Consider the following 18,315-nt stretch of genomic DNA (forward strand, 5'->3'; position numbering starts at 1 on the left):
TTTATAAATATTTCAATATGAAATTGTAGGTAAAATAATCATAATGATATTTAGCGACTTTCACAATTGGTTATTATTTTTACACTAGTTAGCTTTTACTGTTGATAAAAAGGACACTGAAACTTATGGACGCAAACAAAATTCTTCTGATTATACTGGCAATTTTATTACCACCGGTGGCGGTTTTCTTGAAAAAAGGGGTCGGTAAAGACTTACTGATCAACATCATTTTATGCTTATTATTCTTCCTTCCAGGTGTGCTACATGCGATTTGGGTGGTGATACAAGATTAATTAATCTTAAAATCTAAATACCAATTTTGATGATTCAAAATTGGTATTTTTAACCGTTCAATTGTAAAATCGCCCTCCATTTGAATATCTGCAGTAAAAATATTGAATTTTTTCGGCGTAACAGTAACGAGAGTATGCAATGAATCGTCGTAAAAAAATCAACTCAACCCTGAAAGCGAAAGCCAAAAAAGCCAATGCTAAAAAAGCTGGCAGTAACAAACCGGCCTACATTGCTAAAGCCGATAGAATTAAACTTGATGAAGCTGCAGTCACTGAGGTTGCAGTCACTGAAGTTGCAGCGGTGAAACCTGATAGTGCAGTTTTACAAAGTGACTTGGTAACGGCTACCACTACAAGCTAATCCGTTTTATCACGCTGATACTTATAATTTTAGGCGCTAGCCAATTCAATTGCGCTTAGCGTTCAGTGCCACTACGATTTTTGATGGTCGCGTCTAAATAATTCCCAAGACTCCACTACTTCACCGTCGGGTAAAGTGCACAGTAAGATATCGCCATTGATGTGAGCTATGGTCGCTAAACTGCCGTCTAGCTTAAGGCAGTAATCGGCAGCAGGATTAGTTTGGTGTAACGGGGTTATATCGTCACCTGAGCAGGCCGAGAGAAGGGTAACGCTACAGCCTAAGCACAGTGTTTGCATTGGCCTTAAGTGGCAGTAAAATTCTTGAGACGAGCTTGGTGTAAATCCAGTTATCTGGCGCAGTTGTTGAATGCTTAGATGCAGTTGTTGAAGAAGAGCTGACATAACAGAGTTCCTGTTTATAAAGCCGTTTTATCTCTTCTTCAACTATAGACAAGTTTGCCTTGTTAGGTGAATTACTTCTATTGCCCACAAACGGGGCAGTGAATTTGCTTCGGTAGTTTCATTTCTCGAAACTCCATCGTCATGGCATCAATCATTAGAATGCGGCCATTAAGCCCTTGGCCCATACCGCTAATGGCCTTAATGGCTTCAGTGGCTTGAATACAACCCACTAAACCCACGACAGGAGCTAATATTCCTGATTCAACACAGGTTAGCTGCTGCTCACCAAACAGACTGCTGTAGCATTGATAGCAAGGCGACTGCGACTGATAATCAAATACCGTCACCGTGCCTTCCATACGAATAGCTGCCGCTGAAATAAAGCTGACTTTATGCTTAAAGCAGCTGCGGTTAAGTTGCTCGCGAACTAATACATTATCAGTGCAATCCAGCACCAGCATATGTGTTGATACTAACTGCTCAATGGCAGCTTCATCCAGAAACTGATTAATGGTATTGATGCGGATTAGCGGATTGAGTTGCTGTAATGTTTGCTTAGCGGAATCAACTTTTGCTTGGCCAATATTTTCATCATGATGCAGCACTTGGCGCTGCAAATTTGATAACTCCACGGTATCAAAATCCACTATGGTCATTTCACCCACACCTGCCACTGCCAGATATTGGGTTACAGTGCAGCCTAAACCGCCAGCGCCTATGACTAAGACTTTGGCTTGTTTAAGTTTCTCCTGACCTTCGATATCCATGGCTTTAATGGATATTTGGCGGCTATAACGTAGCATTTCATTATCGGTAAGAATATCGTCAGTTAACATATCATTGCTCATTAAGCTGCTAGCCTCTTGCTGTCGGTCATTATTAATCCTTAGCAAAGCACGCTGTTAAAGGGTTCAACTTCGACTGTGCTACCCGCTGCTACATCGCCTTGAAATTGCGCTAAGTTAATAAAGCAATTAGCTAAACTCATTGAGGTCAGCATGCCAGAGCCTTGACCGCCAGTGGTGGAAACAACTAACTCGCCATTGTCATCACGGCTAAGCACTCCACGCTGGTATTCGGCGCGTCCAGGTTGCTTGCGGATAGGTGCTGAAAGTGTCGCTTTTACGATGACAGGCGCTTTAGGGGTTAAGCCCTGCATTTTATTGATAATAGGCCAAACAAGCTTATAGAAAGTCACCATTGATGACACTGGGTTACCCGGCAGACCGCAGAATACCGCTTTACCTAATTTACCAAAGGCGAACGGTTTACCTGGTTTAATGGCTAAGCGCCAAAAGGTGATTTCACCTTCTTCAGACAAAATTTGTTTGGTGTAATCAGCATCACCCACTGAAACACCGCCTGAGGTGAGTACAATATCAGCTTGTTCTGCAGCTTCTCTGAATGCGCCTCGAATGGCTTCTTTGTCATCTTCGATGACACCTAGGTCAATCCATTCAACGTTAGCTTGGGTTAATAAGCCTTTAATTGAGTAGCGATTAGAGTCATAAATTTGCCCAGGGGCGAGATCGCTACCAACGGGTCTTAATTCGTCACCCGTTGAGAAAAAGGCGACTTTAAGCTTACGCTTTACTCTGACTTGGCTAATACCGATAGTGGCCAGTACGCCCATCTCTGCGGCGCGAATTTGAATGCCACTTTTTAACACATTGGTGCCAGCAAGCAACTCTTCGCCGCGGTAGCGCACGTTAGCGCCTTTAGCTTTTGGCGCTTCAATACTAATGATGTCAGCATTGGTGGTGGTTTTTTCTTGCATCTGCACTGTGTCATAACCAGCGGGTACCGGCGCGCCGGTCATGATCCTGATACAAGTGTTGGCTTGAGGCGTCCCTTTAAAAGGGTGACCCGCAAATGAGGTGCCGATAAGGGTCAGTTCAGTCGATGAGCTGAGGTTTAAATCTTCAAAACGAAAAGCAAAGCCATCCATTGATGAATTATCAAAGGGAGGCAAATCAATACAAGAAGCTAAATTCTCAGATAATACTCGCCCAACTGCGTCATTTAAGCTGACCATTTCACTGTCTTGGGTGGCATTAACTTGCGCTAATAACGCTTCGATTGCTTCTTTTGGCGGCATTAAATCGGGTTGTGCGCAGGCATCTGATTGCTTTGACATCGTTGCTTCCTCACATGGCTATTGCCATATACTGATTGCACTTAGCGAGTGCTAAGATGATAAGATTTATGTTTGATTCTGCATTATGCCATGCTGGCAGCAGATAACTATGATCAGACCGAAGGTTTTTTATATCGATGCCGACCCAAATAGAACAAACTGCCAGTGACAGCAATAACAGCCTAACGACCACATCGAAAAAGCCAGCGACCGTGGCATCTGCTTGGTTTTTATATATGGTCAAATGCCATAACGGTCACTTATACACTGGGGTTACCACAGATGTTAGTCGCCGTTTTGCAGAGCATCAAGCTGGTGGCGTAAAAGCGGCTAAGTTTTTAAAGGGAAAAGGGCCTCTAACGCTGATGTATCAAGAATCACAGTCTGATAGAAGTAGTGCATTAAAGCGGGAAATTGCGATAAAGAAGTTAACGCGTAGGCAAAAGTTAGCCATGATTGCGAGTTATGAAAATGCGTACGCTAAAGCCACTTAACAGGCGCTTAAGGCATGTTAAGTGGCAATGTTTGCTGCTGCAGCTGGTTTTCGTTAGCTTTAGAATTTGAGTTAGTGAGATCTCAGTACTGGATACTTCAAGTATTGCTCATCGTAATAGGGGCTACGTTGATAAAACCAGCGCAGTCTGGCTTTCGGATCTGCAGCAAAGGCTTCATCCTCTAAGGCTTTTTCAAATTCTAGTTTCAAATTATCGTCTTCAGCCAGCATTTTGGCCGCTAATGGCTCGACGGCATAGTCTTCAATGTATTCAGTACGGGTAAAGATACTATTGAAAAACCCCCATTGAAAAAACGAATCTGCAGATTGAGGTTCTAGCAGTAAAATGGCTAAATCACCCAGAGGTTGGTTAGTGGCAATTTGAATGGTACCTGCAGGTAAAGTGGTTGTTATTTTAACTTTAGTGCTGCTGGCTTTAACCCGTTGACGACCTTCATAATCTACCGCGTTAAATTCAGGCTGACTAAATTGGTATTGCGCCGCCTTGATGGTTTTAGGTTTTTCTAAGCTAGTCATTCTTACGCCATGTATGGCTAAGCGCTCAATCACTTGCTGCCACTGGGCGGGAACATAATAGAATTTAGGCCGTTGAGTGATGATATCGGCTTCAGTGTTACCCATTAGCGGTAAGTTAGGGTATAGCTTTGGCTGGCCATTCCATCTGACCACATTTGTGCCACTAATGTCACTTTGCTCAACGCTGTAGTCAATGCCTTTAAAATCCCAACCTTGGGGTTGTTTGACGCTTTGCCAAGTTAACGCAAGCTGCTGCGGGGTGCGGTACTTATCTTCATAAATTGCCGCTGTTAATTTAGTGCCATGCTCGGCAACCGTTTTAAGGGTTTGCTCAAGCATCACGTAGGTACCAAGCACCCGTTGTTTAAAGGGTTTTAAGCTGTGGTTTTCAATTAAAATGGTCGGTAAATGGCGCGCATCACCGTAACCATTTGAAAAGCGTGGGCTTGGATTCCAGTAAGACAGCCCTTTAGACATATCGGTATTATCAATGGCAAACACTAACCCGCCAGGGACATGACCTTGCTTGGTCAGCGCCGCTTCAACTTCAGGGCGATAATAGTTTTCTAGCCAATCAAAACTTGCTGGGCTATAGCCTTGTTTGACGTTGTAACCAAAGGTGACATCGTATTGGTAGTCGATGCCGTCAGTCACATGGACATCAATGTACAAGTCGGGTTGCCACAAATTGATGGCACGGATCATATGCTGTAATTCAAGGGTATCTAACTTGGCGTAATCACGGTTTAAATTAAGGTTTCTGGCGTTGGTGCGCCAGCCCATATTAACTGGCCCTCGCTGATTAACCCGATTAAACTCATCACTGCGCTCATGACCATCGACACTTAAAATGGGCACAAACAACAGATTTACCTCATCCAGTAAGGCTTTTTTGTCACCATGGCTAATGTCACGTAGCAACATCATGCCGGCATCTTTGCCATCAATCTCGCCAGAATGGATCCCCGCCTGTACCAGGACTGTGGGTTTATTATTGCCGCTAAGCTCTTTAGCAGTGGCAGCCCCTTCTTCCGATGCGACCAGCATCCAAATATCACGGCCTTGGGGGCTTTTACCGATGGAGACTTGTTGCAGTAAATCACTGCTGTCGACCAGCTTGGTGAGCCATTGCTGGGTATCATTGTAATTAGGGCTGCTAATTAAACCGTTTTGCTCAAAAGGGGTCGCCCATGGTGCATTTTTTGAATGAATTAATGCTTTACTGGCGCCTTGCCAGCTGGCAATTGGCGGTAAAATAGGGTCGTTTACAAAGGTGTTATTAACGCTAGGGCTGGCAGTTATTATTTTTTCCGAATGCTTACTAAGGTTTTCAGTGGCGAATGCATTGCTATTGAGCAGCAAGAATGAATTAATCACTAGAGTGGCAATGATGGCGCGGCGCATAGATATCCCTATGATATATCCAAAGTTTATTGTGTCATCTTAAATTAATTCTCTATGGAGGCAATAGCAGATTGATACTGATTAAAGGAAAGTAAATTACGCCATTAAAAAAGCCGCAACTGGGGATTTGCGGCTTTTTGATTAGGCTTCAACTTGGTAGCGCCGTGATGACAAGTTAATATGTCATCGGCTCAACACTAGCTATTAGGGCCAGCATTTTTAATCTCATCAGACACGTCATACTTAGCAAAGTTTGCGGTGAACTCTTCGGCGAGTTGCTGAGCAAATTTGGCATATTCAGCTTTATCTGCCCAAGTGTTTACTGGGTTCAATAATGCAGTTTCAACCCCTGATACCGCGACAGGCACCTTAAGGTTAAGTTTATCAATATGCATGGTTTCAACGTCTTTAAGCTCGCCGCTGACAATGGCATCGACAATCGCGCGGGTCGTAGGGATGTCAAAACGCTTACCAACACCGTGAGGTCCACCAGTCCAGCCAGTATTAACCAAGTAAACTTGGCTGCCAAATGATTCAATGCGCTTCATCAATAGTTCAGCATAAACCCCTGCTGGACGTGGGAAGAATGGTGCGCCAAAGCATGTTGAGAAGGTCGATTGAATGGCTGCGGTCGAGCCCATTTCAGTTGAGCCGACTTTGGCGGTATAACCTGACAAGAAGTGATAAGCCGCTTGCTCTTTGGTTAACACAGACACTGGCGGTAATACCCCAGATACGTCACAGGTTAAAAACACCACCGAGTTAGGCTCAGCGCCACGATTTTCTTCAACGCGCTGGCCAATATGCTCTAACGGATAAGCAGCACGGCTGTTTTCAGTCAAGCTAGTATCTGTGTAATCAGGAGTGCGAGAGTCATCTAACACCACGTTTTCAAGTACGGTGCCAAAGCGAATCGCATCCCAAATAACCGGCTCATTTTTTTGACTTAAGTCGATACATTTAGCGTAGCAGCCGCCTTCAATATTAAATACCCCGCCCGGTGCCCAGCCATGTTCATCATCGCCAATTAAAAAGCGCTTAGGATCGGCCGAAAGGGTGGTTTTCCCTGTGCCTGATAAGCCAAAAAATAAAGTAGTGTCACCTTTAGCGCCCACGTTAGCGGAGCAATGCATTGGCAATACCCCTTTTGCTGGCAATAAGAAGTTTTGCACCGAGAACATCGACTTTTTCATTTCGCCGGCGTATTTAAGTCCTGCAAGCAGTACCTTTTTGGCGGCAAAGTTAATCATCACTACGGCATCGGAGTGGGTGCCGTCACGGGCAGGATCGCAAACAAAATCAGGTGCATTGATAATTTGCCATACTGCTTTATCGCCACGGTTAAAGCTTTCTGGGGTGATAAATAGATTACGGGCGAATACCTGATGCCAAGCATATTCTGTAGTAACACGAACCGGAAGGTAGTGCTCATCAGAGGCACCCACTTCAAGTTCAGAAACAAAAAGCTCTTTATCAGCAAGGTAGGCTTCAACACGGCCCCAAAGTGCATCAAAGGTATCGGCAGCGATACCTTTGTTGACTGAGCCCCAGTCGATTTCATCTTGGGTGTTGGCTTCTTGAACAATAAAGCGGTCGTTGGGAGAGCGACCTGTTCTTGCGCCGGTTTTTGCTACCAGTGCGCCATTGGCGGTTAATGTCCCTTCATTACGTTGTAAAGCAAGTTCAATTAACTCAGCGCTAGTAAGGTTAAGGTGTACGCTGTTGGTTTCATCTGTCATCGAGTGGTTCTCCGTCATAAGTAGGTCGTTTATCGGTCTATGGCGCCGATTTTTTTGTTTAGGATGACTTACGTTAGCTTGCTTAAGTTTGGCTGAGGTGCGGCTGAATTAAGGTTCGGTTGAACACTAAATTAGCGATCCCTATGCAATTTAATAATAACGCAATAACGGCACGGAGGAGTAACAGTTTGGTAACTTTTTTGTAATTAGTGGCGTTTTTTAAGTTGAAAGGGGGATTTTTAGCGATAAAAAAAGCGCCTTAGGCGCTTTTTTTGAAAGTTTACTTGAGGAGGTAACAGTTATTGCTGCTTGTCTGCACTCATGTTACCAGCAAAGATTGCCGCAATATCGATACTGTCAAAGTTGTAAACTGCAGGACAATATTCACAGTCCATTTCAATTTTACCCTCTTCAGCGAGTATGGCTTCAACTTCTGCTTGCTCTAAGGTCGCCAGCGCTTTAGCGCTACGCTCTTTAGAGCAACTGCACTTAAAGGTGACATCGATTGGATCAAATAAGCGCACTTCTTCTTGATGGTATAAACGATGTAACACTTCTTCTGCGGTTAAGCCAAATAGCTCTTCTGACTTGATAGTATGAGTCAGCGCAGATAAGTGTTCGAACTCTTCGTTTTCTTTGTTTTCAGTCGGTAATACCTGTAACAACATACCGGCAGCTTGTTTACCGTCAGCAAATAAACGGATCACTGTGGGTAGCTGCTCAGATTGATTGAAGTATTCTTCTAAACAGGCTGCTAAATCAGCATGCTCAAGAGACACAATACCTTGGTAGCGTTCACCTTCGTCAGGGGTTAGGGTAATCACCATAATACCTTGGCCAAACAGCTCCGCCAGTGAAGCGTCATCTGCTAACTCACCTTTCCAGCGGGCTATGCCGCGTAAGGCCTGTAAGTTGCTGCCATTGATAACTGCTAAAGATACTGGGCCATCACCTTGCAATTGCACACTGATGTCGCCAGTAAATTTAATGGTGGCTGTCAACAATGACGTTGCCGCCATTAATTGGCCGATGATGTGCTGTAATGCAACAGGGTAATCATGGGCGGCTAAAATTTCTTGGTAGCTGTTTTCCAGTTGTACCATTTCACCACGGACTTCGGCATTATCGAATAAGTAGCGATGTAATAGATCTTTGCTCATGTGGTCTCTCAATTTGTTGTGCCGTTAAAAAGTTTATAACTCTTTAAAGCGTTTAAGTTGTCGACGTTGCTTTTTATCCGGCTTAGTTTCAGGCGCCGGATTATTTAAGATATTTAATCTCCTGGCTTCAGCATTAAACTCGCGTTTTTTGATGCTTTCAGCCGTTTCTTGATATAGCGTTTGCGCTATAGCAGCCCCTTGTCGATGTTCAGACAATTGAGCAATAATTATTTCCCTATCATCGTGCCCTTGGCGAAGTCGCACTGTTGCACCGACTTCTGCTAGTTTGCTCGATTTGGCTCTTTGGCCGTTATAGTGAACTTTGCCACCATTGATCATGTCTTTTGCTAGCGAGCGAGTTTTATAAAAACGTGCCGCCCATAACCATTTATCTAACCTTACTGACATAGTATTAACTTGAGCTATGCTCATTAAGCCCCCTCAAAAGTGGTATGAGTTCACAAGGTTGACATTTTTCACATGTAAAATGGAGGCAAGAGCCTAAATAGTGGCATTTCTCACAGCCTTTTTAAGCGCGCAAATGTAGCATAATCAGCTGTATTTCGCCAATCCAGATGCTATGGGCTTGTTGCGACAAGCCGTGTAGGTTAGCATGATGCAGTATTTCCTAAATTAACAGAATAAGAACAGCGACCTGTGCTGAGGGTCAAAGCAAATATGGATGTATTAGATAAAGTTATTACCAAGGTTGCGGCTCTTCCTCAAAAGCAGCTGAGCGCGGCCTTCTTTTGGTTAGGGTTAGTGATCGTGCTATCAATTGCTGCTCAGATCACTTGGAAGTTAATGCCTGTTAATTCTCAAGCTGTAGCATGGCAACCATCGCCAACTTCTTCTGCTAGCGCGAAACGTATTGAGCTCAGTGGTGTGCAACAGTTATCACTGTTTGGTAAAAAAGGTGCCAGTGATACCCAAGCGAAAAAGCCCGCTCCAGTGGAACAAATTACCGATGCCCCTAAAACTAACTTGTCTATTTTGCTGACAGGCGTGGTGGCATCAACTTCTGATTCACATGGCCTTGCGGTTATCGAGTCAAAAGGCAGCCAAGAAACCTACAGCCTAGGTGACAAAATCAAAGGCACTTCAGCGTCATTAAAAGAAGTTTATGCCGACCGCATTATTATTACCAATGCGGGCCGCTATGAAACCTTAATGCTTGATGGCTTAAATTACACCACTCAAAGCCAAGCCAATGAATCACTTCAAAAAGCAAAACAAAATCGCACCGTGCAAACGGTTCAGCGCAGTGTGCTCTCTCAAGAGTTAGCCGATTCACGTGATGAATTACTAGCCGATCCGGGTAAATTAACCGACTATCTGGCTATCTCACCAGTCAGCGGTGCAGATGGCATCAGCGGTTATCGATTAAACCCGGGCAAAAATAAGTCTTTATTTGCCTCAGCAGGTTTTAAAGCAAATGATTTAGCCAAATCCATCAACGGCTACGACTTAACTGATATGGGGCAGTCGTTAGAAGTGATGGGGCAATTAGCAGAATTAACCGAAATTGGCGTCATGGTCGAACGTGATGGGCAGTTAGTTGAAATAATTTTTAGTTTGCCAGAATAGTATGGGCAGTAGAGGATTGAAAATAATGAAGAGTTACGGAATTCGACGCAAGTTATTTGCTGGAATGGTTGCCGGTATTGCCATGCTGGCTTCTCAAGCTGCTTGGTCGGAACAGTATGCTGCCAATTTCAAAGGCACAGACATTCAGGAATTCATTAATATTGTGGGTAAAAACCTCAATAAGACCATCATCGTTGATCCTACTGTTCGCGGCAAAATTAACGTCCGCAGTTACGACTTATTAGATGACGAGCAGTACTACCAGTTCTTCCTCAATGTTTTGCAGGTGTATGGCTATGCCGTGGTTGAAATGGAAAACCGCGTTATTAAAGTCATTAAAGATAAAGATGCCAAAACTGCAGCTATTCGCGTCGCTGATGATAACACCCCAGGCTTGGGCGATGAAATGGTCACCCGCATTGTGGCGTTATACAACACCGAAGCTAAACAACTAGCGCCATTACTGCGCCAGCTTAATGATAATGCTGGTGGCGGTAACGTAGTGAACTACGACCCATCTAACGTATTGATGATTTCAGGCCGCGCAGCTGTCGTAAATAAATTAGTAGAAATTGTTCGCCGTGTCGATAAGCAAGGTGATACAGCTGTTGAAGTGGTATCCCTTGAATATGCCTCAGCCGGTGAGATTGTCCGTATTGTTGATACCCTTTATCGCGCCAGCGCTAATCAAGCACAAATGCCCGGTCAAGCGCCAAAAGTGGTGGCTGATGAGCGTATGAACGCCGTTATTGTGAGTGGTGATGAAAAGAGCCGTCAACGCGTGGTCGATCTAATTCGTCGTCTAGATGCTGAGCAAGCTAACACTGGTAACACTAAAGTACGCTACTTACGCTACGCTAAAGCAGAAGATTTAGTCGAAGTGCTAACCGGTTTTGCTGACCAACTCGTGAGCGATCAAGATGCGGGTAAAACCTCGGGTAGCAAGCGTAAAGAAATTAATATTATGGCTCACGTTGATACCAATGCTTTGGTGATCAGCGCTGAACCGGATCAAATGCGCACCATTGAAAGCGTGATTAACCAGTTAGATATTCGCCGTGCACAAGTATTGGTAGAAGCGATTATTGTTGAAGTATCAGAAGGCGATGATGTTGGCTTTGGTATTCAATGGGCATCAGCTGCTGGTGGTGGTACTCAGTTTAATAACTTAGGCCCAACCATAGGTGAGATTGGCGCAGGTGTATGGCAAGCACAAGGTGAAGAAGGCACTACAGTGTGTACCGAAAATGGTACTTGTACTGAAAACCCAGATTCACGTGGTGATATTACCTTACTGGCGCAAGCATTAGGTAAAGTGAACGGCATGGCTTGGGGCGTGGCAATGGGTGACTTCGGCGCCTTAATCCAAGCGGTTTCAAGTGATACCAAATCAAACGTACTTGCAACACCGTCGATTACCACCCTTGATAACCAAGAAGCATCATTCATCGTTGGTGACGAAGTACCTATTCTTACCGGTAGCCAAAACTCAAGTAACGGTAACAGCAACCCATTCCAAACCGTTGAACGTAAAGAAGTGGGCGTTAAATTAAAAGTGGTACCACAAGTCAATGAAGGTAATGCGGTTAAGCTGACCATTGAGCAAGAAGTGTCAGGTATTAACGGTAAAACTGGTGTCGATGTGACCTTTGCAACTCGTCGCTTAACTACCACGGTTATGGCAGATTCTGGTCAGATTGTAGTACTGGGCGGTTTGATTAATGAAGAAGTACAAGAGTCAGTACAAAAAGTGCCATTTTTAGGTGACTTACCGATTATCGGTCACTTATTTAAGTCTTCATCAAGCGGTAAGAAAAAGAAAAACTTGATGGTATTTATCAAGCCAACCATTATTCGTGACGGTATCACCATGGAAGGCATCGCTGGTCGTAAATATAACTACTTCCGCGCCCTGCAACTTGAGCAACAAGAGCGCGGCGTAAACTTAATGCCTAAGACCAATGTGCCAGTGTTAACTGAGTGGGATCAAGAAGCTTACTTACCTGATGAAGTGAACGAAGTGCTTAATCGTTACAAAGAAGGTAAAGAGTTAGAAACTAAGATGCGCGAAACAGACCCTGCGCTTAAGCATATTAGCGAAAGAAAAGATCTAGACAATGCAGTCACTGAAGCTGCAGAAACCGAACAAGAAGATGATGCCAATGAGTGAAGCAGCAATGACTGAACAATTGGCACAGGTGTCTACCGATTTAGGCTTAGAAGCCGAAGAGCTTAATGATGAGGTGTTTCACTCCAACAGTCGTGAACGCCTGCCATTTGCTTTTTCTCATCGCTTTAATTTGGCATTGGCCAAAGAAGCCAATGCCCTAAAGCTTTACTACACCAGTAATACCCCACTTGATGCCATGCTTGAAGTGCGCCGTTATGCCGGTGAAGATCTGGTGTTAGTCAAGCTGCCGGTAGAAGACTTTGAAGCGAAATTAACCCACACATTCCAGGCTAATTCATCAGAAGCCCAGCAGCTGATGGAAGACATTGGTAATGAAATGGATTTATTTACCCTCGCCGAAGAACTGCCACAAACCGAAGATTTGCTCGAAGGTGATGATGACGCGCCAATCATTAAATTGATCAACGCCTTGTTATCAGAAGCCATTAAAGAAGAAGCCTCTGATATCCATATCGAAACCTACGAAAAGCAATTAATCGTCCGTTTCCGTATTGATGGGGTTTTGAAAGAAGTTTTAAAACCTAACCGTAAACTGTCTTCATTGTTGGTTTCACGTATTAAGGTGATGGCGCGTTTAGATATCGCAGAAAAACGTGTGCCGCAAGATGGTCGTATTTCATTACGTATTGCCGGCCGCGCAGTTGATGTGCGTGTCTCTACCATGCCATCAAGCCATGGCGAGCGAGTGGTATTACGACTACTGGATAAAAATACCGGCAACCTAGATTTAAAATTATTGGGTATGACCCTGTCTATCCAAGATGAATTTGAAGCGTTAATTCGTAAACCGCACGGTATTATTTTGGTTACCGGCCCAACAGGTTCAGGTAAAAGTACCACCCTGTATGCGGGGTTAACTGAGATTAACTCCAAAGACACCAACATTTTAACCGTTGAAGATCCGATTGAATATGAACTGGAAGGCATTGGCCAAACTCAAGTGAATATGAAAGCGGATATGACCTTCGCCCGTGGTTTGCGGGCGATATTACGTCAAGATCCTGATGTGGTCATGATTGGTGAAATCCGAGATTTAGAAACCGCACAAATTGCAGTGCAAGCTTCACTAACCGGTCACATGGTTATTTCGACCTTGCATACCAACACGGCATCGGGCGCGATTACTCGTCTGCAAGATATGGGTGTTGAGCCTTTCTTGGTGTCTTCAAGCTTACTGGGTGTATTAGCCCAGCGACTTATTCGTACCTTGTGTAACGAATGTAAGGTCGAGCATGAGCCAGATGAGCGTGAGCGCGAATTATTAGGCATAACGGTCAATGATACCCGAGTGATTTATCGCGCTAAAGGCTGTAAAGCCTGTGGTCATAATGGTTATCGAGGTCGTACCGGTATCCATGAATTACTCACTGTTGATGACAACGTTCGTGAATTAATTCACGGTGGCCGCGGTGAGTTAGCCATTGAAAAGTATGTCCGTCAAACGATTCCAAGTATCCGTCATGATGGCATGAGCAAAGTACTGAAAGGGGTTACCACCCTTGAAGAAGTATTGCGCGTGACCCGCGAGGAGTAATCAATGGCAGCGTTTGAATATAAAGCCCTTGATAGCAATGGTAAACAGCAAAAAGGGGTGATAGAGGCTGATACGGCTCGTCATGCACGTAGTCAGCTACGTGAACAGCGCTTAATGCCCTTAGAGCTAGAACCGGTTGCTGAAAAAGAAGCCAAGGCCAAAAGCGGTGGGCTTAAGTTTTTCAAACGTGGTATCTCGGTTGCAGAGCTTGCTTTAATTACCCGTCAAATCGCCACTTTAGTTGCTGCAGGTTTACCCATTGAGGAATCACTCAAAGCGGTAGGCCAGCAATGTGAAAAAGATCGTCTTGCCAGTTTGGTCATGGCGGTGCGCTCGCGGGTTGTTGAAGGGTATAGCTTGGCTGATTCTTTAGCCGAATTCCCCCACGTATTTGATGATTTGTACCGCGCTATGGTGGCATCAGGTGAAAAGTCTGGTCATTTAGAAGTGGTACTAAACCGCTTAGCCGATTACACCGAACGTCGCCAGCAACTGAAATCTAAACTAACTCAGGCAATGATTTACCCTATGGTATTAACCATTGTTGCCATTGGGGTAATTGCCGTATTACTGGCAGCAGTGGTACCTAAGGTGGTTGGTCAGTTTGAACATATGGGTCAAGAGCTACCCGGTTCAACTCAGTTTTTGATCCTCGCCTCTGATTTTGTGCAAAATTATGGGGTATTTGTGCTTGTGGCACTGATTGGTTTGTTTGCACTACTAAAGCAGCTGCTAAAAAAACCAAACTTTAGAATGCAATATGACACCTGGTTACTCAAAGCACCGGTTATTGGCAAAGTCAGTAAAGGCCTGAATACCGCCCGTTTTGCGAGAACCTTAAGTATCTTGTCAGCAAGTTCTGTACCTTTGCTTGAGGGCATGCGTATTGCCAGTGAAGTGCTGCAAAACGTCAAAGTGCGCGCAGCAGTGGATGATGCTACAGCAAGAGTGCGTGAAGGTACCAGCCTGGGCGCGGCGCTAACTAATACCAAACTTTTTCCGGCTATGATGCTCTATATGATTGCATCAGGCGAAAAAAGTGGTCAGCTGGAGCAAATGCTAGAACGTGCTGCAGATAACCAAGACAGAGAATTTGAATCTAATGTGAATATTGCCTTAGGGGTATTTGAACCCATGCTCGTGGTCAGTATGGCCTCGGTGGTGTTATTTATCGTGATGGCAATTTTACAGCCTATTTTAGAATTGAATAACTTGATCAGCGCTTAAGTATCCAAGTTATTTACTATTTATTGTTAGCGCACCGAGTGTGCGCGTCGGAGGAAGTTGTTAATGCAAACTAATCGAAATCAAACCCGTGGTAAACAAGCTGGTTTTACCTTACTTGAAGTCATGGTCGTGATTGTTATTTTAGGTATTTTGGCCTCTATGGTGGTACCTAACTTAATGGGTAACAAAGATAAAGCTGATATCCAAAAAGCCGTTTCTGACATTGTAGCGTTAGAAAACACCCTCGATATGTACCGCCTAGATAACAGTGTGTATCCAACAACGGAGCAAGGCTTAGATGCGTTAGTGCAAAAGCCAACCTCGTCACCTGAGCCACGTAATTACCGACCAGACGGTTACATTAAGCGTTTACCACAGGATCCTTGGCGCAACGATTACTACCTATTAAGTCCTGGCGAAAATGGCCGTATTGATATTTTCAGTGCCGGTCCTGATGGCCAAGTGGGAACTGAAGATGATATCGGCAACTGGAATCTGCAAAACTTCCAGTAAGCACGAAGTCTAATAGCAGATGATGATATCTAAACGCCAATCGGGGTTCACCCTCTTAGAAGTATTGCTGGTTGCCTTATTGATGGGGTTAGCTGCGGCTGCCGTCACGATGACAACCAGTACTTCAGGGCCTGAGCAAGCGTTAAAAAAAACGGCCCGTCAGTTTATTGCGACCACTGAATTAGTGATTGAAGAAACCATTTTAAGCGGTCAATTCTTAGGTATCGTCGTCGAAGAAGATGAATATCAATTTGTCTATTACGATGAAAAAAAATGGCACCCTATAACCCAAGATCGTCAACTGGCCCCAAGGCAAATGGACCCGGGTGTGAGTTTGAGTCTACTGCTTGATGGCTTGCCATTAGTTCAAGAAGATGAAGATGATGAATCTTGGTTTGATGAGCCATTAATTGAAGCCTCAAAAGAAGATAAAAAGAAAAATCCCGAGCCGCAAATTTTACTGTTTCCCAGTGGTGAAATGTCGACGTTTGAGTTGAGTTTTTTGACCGATGACGACCAAGGTAAAGAGATTGAAGTGCTAGTGGTGGGTGATGCATTAGGGCGTTTAGCCATAGGAAGCTTTGATGAAATACAGTAAAGGTATGACCTTACTTGAAGTCATAGTGGCCTTGGCGGTGTTTTCTATTGCTGCGGTTGCTGTCACCAAAAGCATTGGCGATCAAATGGCCAACCTGCCGATTTTAGAAGAGCGAACCTTAGCCCAATGGGTTGCTAGCAATCAAATGGTTGAGGTTAGATTAACGCAGCCTTTTCCTGAGCTGGGCACTAAAAATGGTCAGGTAGAGTTAGCCGATAAAGATTGGTATTGGCGTCAGGAAGTGATTAAAACCACCGACGACAATTTCAGAATGATCAGAGTATTAGTCAGTGATGATGACAGATTTAATCGCACCGTCGCACAAGTGAGTAGCTATGTTCACAATGAAGGCTAAGCGCTCAAGACACAGCGACAATCATCGCCAAGCAGGCTTTACTTTGCTGGAAATGATGATTGCTATTGGTATTTTTGCCATGATCGGGCTGGCATCGAACTCGGTACTGTCAACCGTGATGAAAAACGATGAAGCCACCAAAGAATTTTCAATCCGTTTGAAAGCCTTACAGCAAGGATTTGGCATTATCGAACGTGATTTAGGCCAGATGGTAGCCCGAACACAACGTGGCCTAGACGGCGAGCGTACCACCACTGTGTTTCAAACGGGCGATAACATGCTGGACTCAGAAACCGAAGCGCTGGTGTTTTTCCGTTTAGGTTGGCTCAACCCTGATGGCATGTTGCCAAGGGGTAGTTTGCAGTCGGTGTCATATGTGGTGCAAGAAGGCCGCTTAGAGCGTTGGTACTATCCTTACCCTGAGCCAGAAATTGGTGCAGAGCCATTAAAAAGTTTGATCATTAAAGATGTTATCTCCATCGAGTATTCGTTTTTTGTCGGTGATAAATGGGAGCGTAAAGTTGATGCTTCACAACTGCCACTTGGCATCGCGATGAAATTAGAAATTGAAGGCTTAGGTATCATTGAGCGTCGTTTTCTACTGCCTAAAGGTGGCGGTGATGCCGCAGCCAGTAACGGCGACAATAACGATGATAATGGTAGTAACGATAATACTGATAACGACAATGATACTGATGGCTCTAGCACGGGTGAAGACGGATGATGAAATATCAGTCGCCGGGGTTGCGTAAACAGCGCGGAGTCGCGTTATTAGTGGTGTTACTGGTGGTCGCTTTAGTGGTGATTATTGCGACCAATATTACCAGCCGTAATCAGTTATCCATGCGCCGTACCTTGAATTTAGCCCAGTATGATCAAGCCTATTGGTATGCTATTTCGGCAGAAGAATTAGGTAAAAAGATTTTAAAGCAAGATATGGAAGATGCTGACGGCACCGTACATTTACAGCAATATTGGGCTTTAGCTGATGTGATTTTTCCGGCTGAATACGGCGAAATTGGCGGTGAGATTAAAGATATGCGTTCTTGTTTTAATCTTAACGCTTTATCAGTTAAGTCAACAGAAGTTGAAAATGGCCAACCTAAATTATCATTAGCCGCGACTCAGTATATGTCACTGTTGGTTGCCCTAGGTATGGATGAATTTGGCGCCGAGCGGCTGACCCATACTTTGATTGATTATATTGACGAAGATACGGTAGCAATGCCCTATGGCGCTGAAGATGCCGATTATGAGTCTCGTAATACGCCGTATCGAGCAGCGAATACCTTGATGAATCATCGCAGTGAGCTGCGGGCGGTATTAGGATATAACCAGCAAGTGTATTTAACCTTGTTGCCTTATATTTGCGCGATACCAGGTAATAACCAACAATTGCTTAATGTGAATACCCTAGAGGTTGAACAAGCAGCATTGTTAGTGGGTATGCTAGAAAACAAGATTAGCCAAAGCGATGCGGAAAGTTTAATTAACCAACGACCTGCAGATGGCTTCGAAACCGCAGCAGAGTTTTGGGAAAATAATTCCTTAGCGAGTTTAGCCACTGAAAGTAATATGAAATCGAGCATAGTGGTCGATAGTAATTACTTCTTATTAAAAGCGGGCGCTAAAGTGGATAATGCGATGTTTAGAATGGATAGCGTTTTGCGTCGCAGTAATAACAAGTTTGATGTGATCAGTCGTCAATACGGTGATCAGCAATAATGAATATGGGTAACAATCCGCTTCAATTAACCTTGGCTAGTTTGGCCTGTGGCAGTT

19 protein-coding genes are annotated in these 18,315 nt (G+C 44.3%); 12 read left to right on the top strand and 7 right to left on the bottom strand.

Annotated features, from left to right (window positions below; translation table 11 throughout):
• The first annotated feature begins 125 nt into the window (after positions 1-125).
• On the top strand, positions 126-293 hold the full coding sequence (locus tag BCU91_RS16325; RefSeq protein WP_076541354.1) for a YqaE/Pmp3 family membrane protein: 168 nt from the start codon (positions 126-128) through the stop codon (positions 291-293).
• A gap of 139 nt (positions 294-432) precedes the next feature.
• Entirely contained in the window at positions 433-654 is a 222-nt protein-coding gene (locus tag BCU91_RS16330; RefSeq protein ID WP_102436005.1) for a DUF2986 domain-containing protein, read from the top strand.
• A 71-nt stretch (positions 655-725) separates the two neighbouring features.
• On the opposite strand, the gene BCU91_RS16335 is transcribed toward BCU91_RS16330, so the two are convergent.
• The 3 genes from BCU91_RS16335 to moeA all read right to left on the bottom strand — a co-directional run bounded on the left by BCU91_RS16335 (position 726) and on the right by moeA (position 3,195).
• On the bottom strand, positions 726-1,058 hold the full coding sequence (locus tag BCU91_RS16335) for a DUF333 domain-containing protein (protein WP_102436007.1): 333 nt from the start codon (positions 1,056-1,058) through the stop codon (positions 726-728).
• Between the two features lie 77 nt (positions 1,059-1,135).
• Positions 1,136-1,906, bottom strand: a complete 771-nt coding sequence (moeB, locus tag BCU91_RS16340) for a molybdopterin-synthase adenylyltransferase MoeB (RefSeq protein ID WP_102531921.1) — start codon at positions 1,904-1,906, stop codon at positions 1,136-1,138.
• A 38-nt stretch (positions 1,907-1,944) separates the two neighbouring features.
• Positions 1,945-3,195, bottom strand: a complete 1,251-nt coding sequence (gene moeA / locus BCU91_RS16345) for a molybdopterin molybdotransferase MoeA (RefSeq protein WP_102531922.1) — start codon at positions 3,193-3,195, stop codon at positions 1,945-1,947.
• Positions 3,196-3,332: 137 nt separating this feature from the next.
• On the opposite strand from moeA, the gene BCU91_RS16350 reads away from it, so the two are divergent.
• Complete coding sequence (locus BCU91_RS16350) at positions 3,333-3,689, top strand: GIY-YIG nuclease family protein (protein WP_102531923.1); 357 nt, start codon at positions 3,333-3,335, stop codon at positions 3,687-3,689.
• A 71-nt stretch (positions 3,690-3,760) separates the two neighbouring features.
• Here the strand turns inward: BCU91_RS16350 and BCU91_RS16355 are convergent, their stop codons facing one another.
• The 4 genes from BCU91_RS16355 to hslR all read right to left on the bottom strand — a co-directional run bounded on the left by BCU91_RS16355 (position 3,761) and on the right by hslR (position 8,960).
• Positions 3,761-5,629 carry a M14 family metallopeptidase gene (locus tag BCU91_RS16355; protein ID WP_102531924.1) on the bottom strand — a complete coding sequence of 623 codons (1,869 nt, stop codon included), beginning with the start codon at positions 5,627-5,629 and terminating at the stop codon, positions 3,761-3,763.
• A gap of 197 nt (positions 5,630-5,826) precedes the next feature.
• Positions 5,827-7,368, bottom strand: coding sequence for a phosphoenolpyruvate carboxykinase (locus BCU91_RS16360; protein ID WP_102476460.1), 1,542 nt, complete (start codon positions 7,366-7,368; stop codon positions 5,827-5,829).
• Between the two features lie 299 nt (positions 7,369-7,667).
• On the bottom strand, positions 7,668-8,528 hold the full coding sequence (gene hslO, locus BCU91_RS16365) for an Hsp33 family molecular chaperone HslO (RefSeq protein ID WP_076541343.1): 861 nt from the start codon (positions 8,526-8,528) through the stop codon (positions 7,668-7,670).
• A 33-nt stretch (positions 8,529-8,561) separates the two neighbouring features.
• Positions 8,562-8,960, bottom strand: coding sequence for a ribosome-associated heat shock protein Hsp15 (hslR, locus tag BCU91_RS16370; RefSeq protein WP_102436019.1), 399 nt, complete (start codon positions 8,958-8,960; stop codon positions 8,562-8,564).
• Positions 8,961-9,206: 246 nt separating this feature from the next.
• Between hslR and gspC the strand changes: the two genes are divergently transcribed.
• The 9 genes from gspC to gspK all read left to right on the top strand — a co-directional run bounded on the left by gspC (position 9,207) and on the right by gspK (position 18,258).
• The gene (gspC, locus tag BCU91_RS16375; RefSeq protein ID WP_102436021.1) at positions 9,207-10,115 is read left to right on the top strand and encodes a type II secretion system protein GspC; all 909 of its coding nucleotides are present in this window, start codon (positions 9,207-9,209) and stop codon (positions 10,113-10,115) included.
• 25 nt (positions 10,116-10,140) lie between these two features.
• The gene (gspD, locus tag BCU91_RS16380; RefSeq protein ID WP_102436023.1) at positions 10,141-12,285 is read left to right on the top strand and encodes a type II secretion system secretin GspD; all 2,145 of its coding nucleotides are present in this window, start codon (positions 10,141-10,143) and stop codon (positions 12,283-12,285) included.
• The gene (gene gspE, locus BCU91_RS16385; RefSeq protein ID WP_102531925.1) at positions 12,278-13,840 is read left to right on the top strand and encodes a type II secretion system ATPase GspE; all 1,563 of its coding nucleotides are present in this window, start codon (positions 12,278-12,280) and stop codon (positions 13,838-13,840) included. Before gspD ends, gspE begins: the two co-directional genes overlap by 8 nt.
• A gap of 3 nt (positions 13,841-13,843) precedes the next feature.
• Positions 13,844-15,067 carry a type II secretion system inner membrane protein GspF gene (gene gspF / locus BCU91_RS16390; protein ID WP_102436027.1) on the top strand — a complete coding sequence of 408 codons (1,224 nt, stop codon included), beginning with the start codon at positions 13,844-13,846 and terminating at the stop codon, positions 15,065-15,067.
• A 63-nt stretch (positions 15,068-15,130) separates the two neighbouring features.
• Positions 15,131-15,580, top strand: coding sequence for a type II secretion system major pseudopilin GspG (gene gspG / locus BCU91_RS16395; protein WP_102436029.1), 450 nt, complete (start codon positions 15,131-15,133; stop codon positions 15,578-15,580).
• A gap of 22 nt (positions 15,581-15,602) precedes the next feature.
• The gene (gene gspH / locus BCU91_RS16400; RefSeq protein WP_102476459.1) at positions 15,603-16,178 is read left to right on the top strand and encodes a type II secretion system minor pseudopilin GspH; all 576 of its coding nucleotides are present in this window, start codon (positions 15,603-15,605) and stop codon (positions 16,176-16,178) included.
• A complete protein-coding gene (gene gspI, locus BCU91_RS16405; RefSeq protein ID WP_076541330.1) occupies positions 16,165-16,533 on the top strand; it encodes a type II secretion system minor pseudopilin GspI in 369 nt (122 codons plus the stop codon). Before gspH ends, gspI begins: the two co-directional genes overlap by 14 nt.
• Positions 16,523-17,257, top strand: a complete 735-nt coding sequence (gene gspJ / locus BCU91_RS16410; RefSeq protein ID WP_102436033.1) for a type II secretion system minor pseudopilin GspJ — start codon at positions 16,523-16,525, stop codon at positions 17,255-17,257. The genes gspI and gspJ overlap by 11 nt, the downstream gene beginning before the upstream one ends.
• Entirely contained in the window at positions 17,257-18,258 is a 1,002-nt protein-coding gene (gspK, locus tag BCU91_RS16415) for a type II secretion system minor pseudopilin GspK (RefSeq protein WP_102436065.1), read from the top strand. Before gspJ ends, gspK begins: the two co-directional genes overlap by 1 nt.
• Positions 18,259-18,315 lie beyond the last annotated feature (57 nt).

It is taken from the genome of Shewanella sp. 10N.286.52.B9, from assembly GCF_002873635.1.
Lineage (GTDB): Bacteria > Pseudomonadota > Gammaproteobacteria > Enterobacterales > Shewanellaceae > Shewanella.

Coding starts and splice junctions, on each gene's coding strand:
- BCU91_RS16350 (WP_102531923.1), top strand. CDS start 3,333: ATGCCGACCCAAATAGAACAAACTGCCAGTGACAGCAATAACAGCCTA.
- hslR (WP_102436019.1), bottom strand. CDS start 8,960: ATGAGCATAGCTCAAGTTAATACTATGTCAGTAAGGTTAGATAAATGG.
- gspK (WP_102436065.1), top strand. CDS start 17,257: ATGAAATATCAGTCGCCGGGGTTGCGTAAACAGCGCGGAGTCGCGTTA.
- gspE (WP_102531925.1), top strand. CDS start 12,278: ATGAGTGAAGCAGCAATGACTGAACAATTGGCACAGGTGTCTACCGAT.
- gspJ (WP_102436033.1), top strand. CDS start 16,523: ATGAAGGCTAAGCGCTCAAGACACAGCGACAATCATCGCCAAGCAGGC.
- moeB (WP_102531921.1), bottom strand. CDS start 1,906: ATGAGCAATGATATGTTAACTGACGATATTCTTACCGATAATGAAATG.
- BCU91_RS16325 (WP_076541354.1), top strand. CDS start 126: ATGGACGCAAACAAAATTCTTCTGATTATACTGGCAATTTTATTACCA.
- gspH (WP_102476459.1), top strand. CDS start 15,603: ATGATATCTAAACGCCAATCGGGGTTCACCCTCTTAGAAGTATTGCTG.
- moeA (WP_102531922.1), bottom strand. CDS start 3,195: ATGTCAAAGCAATCAGATGCCTGCGCACAACCCGATTTAATGCCGCCA.
- gspC (WP_102436021.1), top strand. CDS start 9,207: ATGGATGTATTAGATAAAGTTATTACCAAGGTTGCGGCTCTTCCTCAA.
- gspF (WP_102436027.1), top strand. CDS start 13,844: ATGGCAGCGTTTGAATATAAAGCCCTTGATAGCAATGGTAAACAGCAA.
- BCU91_RS16360 (WP_102476460.1), bottom strand. CDS start 7,368: ATGACAGATGAAACCAACAGCGTACACCTTAACCTTACTAGCGCTGAG.
- BCU91_RS16355 (WP_102531924.1), bottom strand. CDS start 5,629: ATGCGCCGCGCCATCATTGCCACTCTAGTGATTAATTCATTCTTGCTG.
- BCU91_RS16335 (WP_102436007.1), bottom strand. CDS start 1,058: ATGTCAGCTCTTCTTCAACAACTGCATCTAAGCATTCAACAACTGCGC.
- hslO (WP_076541343.1), bottom strand. CDS start 8,528: ATGAGCAAAGATCTATTACATCGCTACTTATTCGATAATGCCGAAGTC.
- gspI (WP_076541330.1), top strand. CDS start 16,165: ATGAAATACAGTAAAGGTATGACCTTACTTGAAGTCATAGTGGCCTTG.
- gspD (WP_102436023.1), top strand. CDS start 10,141: ATGAAGAGTTACGGAATTCGACGCAAGTTATTTGCTGGAATGGTTGCC.
- BCU91_RS16330 (WP_102436005.1), top strand. CDS start 433: ATGAATCGTCGTAAAAAAATCAACTCAACCCTGAAAGCGAAAGCCAAA.
- gspG (WP_102436029.1), top strand. CDS start 15,131: ATGCAAACTAATCGAAATCAAACCCGTGGTAAACAAGCTGGTTTTACC.